The following is a 7283-nucleotide window of genomic DNA, read 5'->3' on the forward strand; positions in this document are numbered from 1 at the left end:
CATCGAGAAGATCTCGAACGAAGTGCTCAATTTTCAAGCCGATGAATGTCTTTTCGACATTATCGAGTTCTGAAAGTGTCGTGCGTCCGGTCCGAATGGGATCCAGAACAAACTCAATCGCTTCGACCACCGCACCCACGAAGGCGTCTGCAGGCCGTGCGCCGAGACGTTTGTCGATCTCGCTCGCTAAGCGTTCGAGAAAGACATGGTCGGGATGGTCCGGCAAAACTAAGGATGGAGGCACTTTTCGCATGCCGCCATATGGACAGCGGATTGGTTACGAAACGCTTCCAGCGGGGATAACGGCTATGCAGCCATTGAGCAGTCGGTCAGCGCCTTCAGAACGGTTGCAGCGAGTGCGCCTGCCAAGTTCGGCGGGACCGCATTGCCGATTTGGCGCGCCACTTCCACTTTCGTCCCAGAGAATTTGAACTCGTCCGGAAAGCCCATGAGGCGCGCGGCTTCACGGTGAGTGATCGGGCGATGGGCCTCCGGATGGAGATACCGCCCCTTCTCAGGCTTATAGAATTCCGTGCGGATCGTAACTGAAGGGCGGTCCCACCACAGTCGGCCGAACAGATCAGTTCCCCCACTGGTCTTCCTAATCCAGCAATTGGGAGTGATGTCCGGGCGGTTGGATTGTAGATCGAAACGATTGCCGCCGGGCGGCACCGCCCGATAACGCTGCATGCTTTTTTCCGTAGGATTGCGCCCGAAGTGCAGGTCGAAGGTCTTAGCTACGCCGATCTCCGTGCCGAACGGGTCCGTGGGAAGATCTCCGATAACGTCGCGGACCGTCCTCCAACGCGGGAGATTACTCTTCAGTTTAGGGTCGGCGTGCGTCGGCAAGGGCGGAAAATTCGGGAAATTGTTCGCATCCCGCCAGCCCAGGATGATTGTGCGCTTGCGCGTTTGCGGCGCGCCGTAATCCGCAGCATTCAAAATAGCGGCCTGTGTCTGGAAGCCGTGTTGACGCGCCTTCTTCTCAATTAGAGTGCGTTCGGGTGAGCGGTAGAGTTCCGCCACATTCTCCATCACGAAGACGCGCGCGCCCGAACGCTCGGCAATTTCGATGAAGGGCTCCCACAAAGCGCGACGAGCGTCGCCGTCGCGCTTCTTGTTCAGCAAGCTGAAGCCTTGGCAGGGAGGGCCTCCGATCACCACATCGGCGGGTGGCACTTCATTCTGGAGAAGCCATTCCTCGATATTGGCTTTAACGGCCTCGCCTGGGAAGTTGAGCTCGTGGGTTTTGACGGCCGCGGCGTCATTATCGATCGCCAGTACCGGGGTGAACCCGCCGCAAAACAGCTCGTCGTAGAAGCCCAAGCTCATGCCGCCGGCGCCGCTGAAAAGGTCAATCAGGCGCAATGTCATGGCGGCCTCGCCCTCCTTAAATACACGCAAACAAAACGCGAACACGATTCGCGTGTCAACAGCATACCATCCAAGGGTTAGGCCCGGGTGAAGCCCTTACCTGAGGTTGACCAATCTCTCTGTAAGAGCGACGTGATGGCGGGTCTCGCACTCCCAAACCGTGACCACCTCCAAGCCCATGCCGCGCAAGTCAGCCTCGACGCGTTGATCCCGCACCCGATTCGCCGCGAACTTAACCAACCATTCCTCCCGATTGTTGACCGGCACCGTTCCTCGCTTGCAGTCATGATGATGCCAGAAGCACCCATGAACCTGCACGACCCAACCCTTGGAGCGGTTGGCGAAGTCCGGTTTCCCCGGCAAGTTACGGACATTTCGCCGATAGGCCTTGCCCAGTTCACGAAGAACCGTTGCGACGCGCTCTTCAGGCGTCGTTCGCTCTTGGCGGACCTTGGACATTGCCGACGTGGTGCGGGCGTTCAGAGGCTGCATGAGCCTGATATAGCCGCAGTGTCACCCGCAGCGATCGCAATCGGCCGTAAATAATCCTTTCATTACATCAGGACGGGCTACCTCCCATAGCAACGACCCGCCTGGGTCGGCGCCGGTCCTATCCTTGCGCGCATGAAGGAGACCCTGGACGCCAAGCCCGCGCACTATCGCCTGTCGCGGGCGACGTGGGAGATCATTCTGGAGGCCTATCGCAACGGGGCGACCGTGCCGGAGCTGAGCGAGCGGTGGCGGGTGTCGCAGCACGCCCTGCGCAAGCGCATCACCGTCCATGGCGCGACCAAGCGCGACTGGGGCGATGCGCGGGCGCGCGAACAGGCCGAGGCGCGCGAGCGGATGCAGGTCGAACGGGCGGCGGCCGAGGCGGTCCGCGCCGAAGCCCTGTTCGCGCCGTCCGAAGGGGACGCGGACGAGACGGCGGAGGTTCTGGCCGAGACGGCGATGCGGGCCTCGGCGCGGGCCATGCGGGGACGGATGTGGGACGAGGCCAGGGCCCTGGCCCAGCTGGCCGAGGCCTATGGCCGGATGGCGCAAAGGAGCGAGCGGGCGCGGGGACGCGGCGAGGTGACGCTGGACGACATTCCGCTGGAGCTGATCAAGGCGCTGGCGCTGAACCAGGATCAGTGCGCCTCCAGCCGCCTGGCGATCTGGGACGAGGCGGACCCGCATCCGGCCAAGCAGGAGTATTGGGCGGTCAACGCCGCCCAGCGCGAGGCCGGCAAGGAAGAATGGCTGGCCCTGATGCGAGAGCGCAAGACGCTGCGGGATCGGGTGCGCGAACTGGAGGCGGCGGCGGGCCTGGATCCTCGCTCCGATCAAGCGTAGGCCGGGCGCGCAAACATGAACAATCGTTCACATAGCGATGTGTCGCGTTGCGGCGGCCGCGCGCGCGGTTAAGGTCCGTCTCAACATGATCTGTTGGGGACTGAAAACACCATGCGTCTTGCCGCCTCTTCCGTTGCGCTCGCCGCCTTGCTGGCCGTGAGCACGCCCGTTCTCGCCGCGCCTGCGGCCGCCGCCTCCGCTGCGACCACGACCCAGGCCGAGCCTCTGCGCGGCGCGCCGGTATCGGAGTTGATCGCCCGCGTCGACATTCCGTGGAAGCGCTTCCAGCTCGACAACGGCCTGACCGTGCTGGTCCACGAGGACCGCAAGGCGCCGGTGGTGGCGGTGTCGGTCTGGTACAATGTAGGATCGAAGGACGAGCCCAAGGGCTCGACCGGCTTTGCGCACCTGTTCGAGCACCTGATGTTCGGCGGGTCGGAGAACTCGCCCTCCAGCCACATCCAGACGATGAACGCCGCCGGCGCGACCAGCCTGAACGGCACGACCTGGTTCGACCGCACCAACTATTTCCAGACGGTGCCGACCCCGGCGCTGGACTACACCCTGTATCTGGAATCCGACCGCATGGGCTATCTGCTGGGCCAGGTCAGCCAGGAGGTCTTGGACCTGCAGCGCGGCGTCGTCCAGAACGAGAAGCGCCAGGGCGACAACCAGCCCTACGGCATGACCTATTACGCCACGCTGGAAGCCCTGTTCCCCGAGGGGCACCCCTATCGCCACTCCACCATCGGTTCGATGGCCGACCTGGACTCGGCCAGCATGGAGACGGTGCGCGACTGGTTCCGTGAGAACTACGGCCCGAACAACGCCGTCCTGGTCCTGTCGGGCGACATCGACGAGGCCAAGGCCCGCGAGCTGACTGAGAAGTATTTCGGCGCCATCGCGCGCGGCCCGGTCAACACCCCGGCGGCGGCGCCCGTGCCGACCCTGGCGACGCCGGTCGAACAGGTGCTGCACGACCGCGTGGCCCAGACCCGCATCAGCCGCACCTGGGCCGTGCCGGGCCTGGGCGATCCGGACTCCGTGCCGCTGAGCGTCGGCGCCTCGGTGCTGGGCGGCCTGGCCAGCTCGCGCCTGGACAATGTGCTGGTGCGCGACGAGCAGACGGCCTCCAGCGTCTCGGCCTCGAACCAGACCTTCCAGCGGCTCGGCATGTTCAGCTACTCCGCCATGGTCAAGCCGGGCGCCGATGCGGACGCCGTGGCCCAGCGCATGGACGCCGTCCTGGCCGACCTGATCGCCAACGGCCCGACCCAGGACGAGATCAACCGCGTGGTGACGCGCTACGCCTCGCAGCGCATCCAGGGGCTGGAGACCGCCAACGGCAAGGCCTCGGTCCTGGCCGAGGGGCAGCTCTATTCGAACGATCCGGACTTCTACAAGAAGGAGCTGGCGGCCTACGCCGCCGTGACCCCGGCCCAGGTCCAGGCGGCGATGCAGAAATGGCTGAGCCGCCCCGTCTACAGCCAGATCGTCATGCCGGGCGAGCGCGAGGCCTACGCCGAGGCGGCCGCCGCCCCGTCGGGCGCGACCCCGACGCCGGCCGAGCCGATCCAGCGCGTGGCTCGCGACCCCGCCCCGGCCATCGGCCAGGTGTCCAACGTCGACTTCCCGGCGGTGGAGCGCGCCGCCCTTTCGAACGGGATCGAGATCGTCTACGCCCGCTCGACCACCGTGCCGGTGACGCGCGTGGCGCTGGAGTTCGACGCCGGGGTCGCGGCCGACCGCGCCGACCGCCTGGGCGCCCACACTTTGATGCTGAGCGTCATGCAGGAAGGCACGACGACGCGCGACTCCAAGGCCCTGGCCGAGGCGCAGGAGCGCCTGGGCGCCAACGTCTCCGTCGGCTCGTCGATGGACCGCACCATCGCCAGCCTGTCGGCGGTGACGACCAATCTGCAGCCGTCGCTGGCCCTGCTGTCGGACGTGGTGCGCAACCCGGCCTTCGCTCCGGCCGAGATCGAGCGCCTGCGCGCCACGCGCCTGGCCGGCCTGGCCAATGAGAAGACCCAGCCCGCCGCCATCGCCGGCCGCGCCCTGCCGCCGCTGATCTATGGCGAGGGCCATCCCTACGGCCGTTCGTTCGGCGGCACGGGCGACGAAGCGGTGATCCGCGGCCTGTCGCGCGACGACCTGGCGGCCGAGCACGCCCGCTGGATCCGTCCGGACAACGCCCAGTTGTTCGTGGTGTCGGACCTTTCGCTGGCCGAGCTGAAGCCGCAGCTGGAGGCCGCCTTCGGCGACTGGCGCGCTCCGACGGCGGCCAAGGGCGCCAAGGCCTTCGACGCCGCCCTGCCGCAGACCTCGGCGCGGGTGGTGCTGATCGACCGGCCGCAGTCGCCGCAGTCGCTGATCTACGGCGGCCAGGTGCTGCCGGTGTCGGGGACTGACGACATCCTGACCCTGACCACGGCCAATACGGTGCTGGGCACGGACTTCCTGTCGCGCATCAACGCCGATCTGCGCGAGACCAAGGGCTGGTCCTACGGCGTGCGCGGCACGATCAGCCAGTTGGAGAACCGCGCGACCTATATCGTCAACGCCCCGGTCCAGGCCGACCGCACGGGCGAGTCGATCGCCGCCCTGGTCAGCCAGTACGACCGTTTCCTGGGGACCGAGGGCGTAACGGCGCAGGAGCGCGAGCGCACCGTCCTGGGCCGCACCCGCGCCCTGTCGGGCAGCTATGAGACCTCGTATCAGGTGCTGGGCGCCCTGCAGTCCAACGCCCTCTACGGCCGCCCGGACGACTATCCCGAGACCCTGGCGGGCCGGATCAACGCCCTGACGGCGCAGGAGATGGACGCCGCCGCCCGCGCCGCCATCCAGCCCTCGCGCTTCGTCTGGGTGGTGGTCGGCGACGCCTCGGTCGTCAAGCCGCAACTGGACGCCCTGGGCCTGCCGGTCGAGGTGCGCGCCGCCGAGGCGTCGAAGCCGGCCCAGTAAGCCGCTTCGATCCGTCTGAAACGACGACGGCCGGCGGGGCGACCCGCCGGCCGTTTTCTTTGCAGTTGATTCCGGGCGCGGCCGGGGCGAGCCTTCCCGTCTCTCCTCCCCTCGCCGGAGCCTACATGCCGACCGACGCCTTCAACCCCGCCGCCCGCGCCCCGCGCCTGGCCGTGCTGATCGACGGCGAGAACGCCTCGGCCCGCATCGCCGAGGCGCTGTTCACCGAGATCGCGACCCTGGGCGAGGCCTCGGCGCGGCGCATCTACGGCGATGCGGCCAGTCCGGCCTTGCGGGGATGGATCGACGTCCTGCCGCGCTGGGCGATCCAGTGGCAGCAGAATTTCCAGAACACCAAGGGCAAGAATTCAGGCGACATCGCCCTGGTCATCGACGCCATGGACCTGTTGCATTCGGGTCGGTTCGACGGCTTCTGCCTGGTGTCGTCGGACAGCGATTTCACCCGGCTGGCGGCGCGCATCCGCGAACAGGGCGTCCCGGTCTACGGTTTCGGCGAGCGCAAGACGCCCGAAAGCTTCCGCCAGGCCTGCACCCGCTTCATCTACACCGAGAACCTGACCGGACGGGCCGCCGCCGAGGCGGGCGCGGATGCGGCGCCCCCGGCCGAGCGCAACCCCGCCGAGGCCGTTCCCCTGATCGCCGCCGCCATCGCCGACATGGACGAGGACGGCGACGGCTGGGTCAATATCGGCGGCGTCGCCAACCGCCTGCGCAACACCTATTCCGACTTCGACCAGCGCACCTACGGCCACGCCAAACTGTCCGAACTGGTCCGCGCCACCGGCCGCTTCGACGTCGAGGTCGGCCCCGGCGGCGTCATGCGGGTGCGGTTGAAACCCCGCTAGGCTCAAGCGAAGCCGTTGAGCGAACAATGTTGCAACATCGGTCGATTGCCCGCATGGTGACCGTCTGACATCCCCCATTGGGAGGCTTCCGCCATGCTGATCTCGACCCTCGCCCTCCTGGTTCTGAGCGGTGCGCCGATGCAGGACGACAGCGCCGCCGAGGCCGATCTGCGCTCGCCTATCGCTTCGACTTCGCCCAGCCGCACCATCTCCGCCCGGCCGCCGTCGGTGACGAACGGCCCGACGCGGACGGTTTGCAGTTGGAAGCGCGCCATGGGCAGCACCATCCAGCAGCGCGTCTGTCGCAAGGTGCCGCTGAACAGCAGCCAACGCGAACGCATGTCGACGGATATGATGCGAGACATGCAAGGTTCGCGCTGGGGCGAACGGCCCGCCGCTCGTTCGCCCGGCGGTCGACCTGTGGGCTGACCCGCACGCCCTGCCAGATCGGACGGACGCGCCTCTAGGGGCCGTCGCGACGGAATCGCCGACCTAGGACGCCTCGTCCCCTTTCCCCCGTCGCAGTATGGTCTATGTGTGGCGGATGGCCGCCGCAGAGACCCCCGTAGAGACGTTCAAACGCGCCCTGTCGCACGCCGCGCGGGCGCTGGCCGAACAGGCCGAGCTGGAAGTGCGTTTCGGCTCGGACGGGCCGCGTCTGTCGAACGGCGTCCTGTCCCTGCCCCACCCGCCGCGCGATCCGGCCGCGCCGGAAAGCGCCGCCCTGCGCGGCCAGGCCGACCG

7 protein-coding genes and 1 pseudogene are annotated in these 7283 nt (G+C 67.1%); 4 read left to right on the forward strand and 4 right to left on the reverse strand.

What is annotated here, in order from left to right; genetic code table 11:
* From BDIM_RS17790 to BDIM_RS02660, 3 genes are all read right to left on the reverse strand, one after another.
* The coding region (locus BDIM_RS17790) for a PDDEXK family nuclease (protein WP_211205959.1) at positions 1-253 on the reverse strand (253 nt) is incomplete at its 3' end.
* 53 nt (positions 254-306) lie between these two features.
* Positions 307-1374 carry a DNA cytosine methyltransferase gene (locus BDIM_RS02655; protein WP_040344601.1) on the reverse strand — a complete coding sequence of 356 codons (1068 nt, stop codon included), beginning with the start codon at positions 1372-1374 and terminating at the stop codon, positions 307-309.
* Between the two features lie 96 nt (positions 1375-1470).
* Positions 1471-1866 carry a very short patch repair endonuclease gene (locus BDIM_RS02660; protein WP_003164021.1) on the reverse strand — a complete coding sequence of 132 codons (396 nt, stop codon included), beginning with the start codon at positions 1864-1866 and terminating at the stop codon, positions 1471-1473.
* Positions 1867-1998: 132 nt separating this feature from the next.
* On the opposite strand from BDIM_RS02660, the gene BDIM_RS02665 reads away from it, so the two are divergent.
* From BDIM_RS02665 to BDIM_RS02675, 3 genes are all read left to right on the forward strand, one after another.
* Positions 1999-2709 (forward strand): hypothetical protein, encoded by a 711-nt coding sequence (locus tag BDIM_RS02665; protein WP_003164022.1) that lies wholly within the window; start codon positions 1999-2001, stop codon positions 2707-2709.
* Positions 2710-2820: 111 nt separating this feature from the next.
* The gene (locus BDIM_RS02670; RefSeq protein ID WP_003164023.1) at positions 2821-5673 is read left to right on the forward strand and encodes a M16 family metallopeptidase; all 2853 of its coding nucleotides are present in this window, start codon (positions 2821-2823) and stop codon (positions 5671-5673) included.
* Between the two features lie 125 nt (positions 5674-5798).
* Positions 5799-6539 (forward strand): NYN domain-containing protein, encoded by a 741-nt coding sequence (locus BDIM_RS02675; protein WP_003164024.1) that lies wholly within the window; start codon positions 5799-5801, stop codon positions 6537-6539.
* A 2-nt stretch (positions 6540-6541) separates the two neighbouring features.
* Here BDIM_RS02675 and BDIM_RS17795 read toward each other — a convergent pair whose 3' ends face one another.
* Positions 6542-6904 (reverse strand): hypothetical protein, encoded by a 363-nt coding sequence (locus tag BDIM_RS17795; protein WP_169312115.1) that lies wholly within the window; start codon positions 6902-6904, stop codon positions 6542-6544.
* A gap of 179 nt (positions 6905-7083) precedes the next feature.
* Here BDIM_RS17795 and BDIM_RS02685 point away from each other — a divergent pair.
* Positions 7084-7283, forward strand: a pseudogene (locus BDIM_RS02685) (cobaltochelatase subunit CobT); the annotation flags it as partial.

The organism is Brevundimonas diminuta ATCC 11568 (assembly GCF_000204035.1).
Taxonomy (GTDB): Bacteria; Pseudomonadota; Alphaproteobacteria; order Caulobacterales; family Caulobacteraceae; genus Brevundimonas; species Brevundimonas diminuta.